The sequence below is a fragment of the Staphylococcus sp. HMSC072B07 genome (assembly GCF_001815505.1).
GTDB classification, from domain to species: Bacteria; Bacillota; Bacilli; order Staphylococcales; family Staphylococcaceae; genus Staphylococcus; species Staphylococcus simulans.
Genome location: NZ_KV820946.1, coordinates 1 through 696 on the forward strand (window position 1 = coordinate 1; position 696 = coordinate 696).

The window sequence follows — 696 nt, forward strand, 5'->3', positions numbered from 1 at the left end:
AAATCCATCGTAGTACCAAAAGGTGCTAAGGGAGATAAAGGTGAAGATGCTGCGCCGTTAACTGTTGTCAATGAAACAAAAGATGCTGCTGGCAACACAGTAGTACACTTCAGTGACGGTTCACAAGCCACAATTTCTAAAGGTGACAAAGGTGATACGGGTGCCACAGGTGCAACCGGAGCACAGGGTGCGAAAGGTGAAGATGGTAAATCAATCACAATCACATCAACAGAACCACAAGCGAATGGTGATATCAAAGTCAACTTTAGCGATGGAAAATCCATCGTAGTACCAAAAGGTGCTAAGGGAGATAAAGGTGAAGATGCTGCACCGTTAACAGTTGTCAATGAAACAAAAGACGCTGCTGGTAACACAGTGGTCCACTTCAGCGACGGTAAAACAGCCACAATCTCTAAGGGAGATAAAGGTGATACGGGTGCACAAGGCGCGAAAGGTGAAACAGGCGCAACAGGAGCCGCAGGTAAAGACGCCGCACCATTGACAGTGACTGGTGAAACTAAAGATGGTCAAGGTAATACTGTCGTTAACTTTAGTGATGGATCACATGTAACGATTTCTAAAGGGGACAAAGGTGATACTGGAGCCCAAGGAGCTAAGGGTGACAAAGGTGATACAGGAGCAACAGGTGCAACTGGCGCACAAGGTGCGAAAGGTGAAGATGGCAAATCTATCACA

The 696-nt window shown here is 46.4% G+C and carries 1 pseudogene; it reads left to right on the forward strand.

The window, feature by feature from the left end:
• A pseudogene (locus HMPREF3031_RS13545) lies at positions 1-696 on the forward strand (hypothetical protein); the annotation flags it as partial.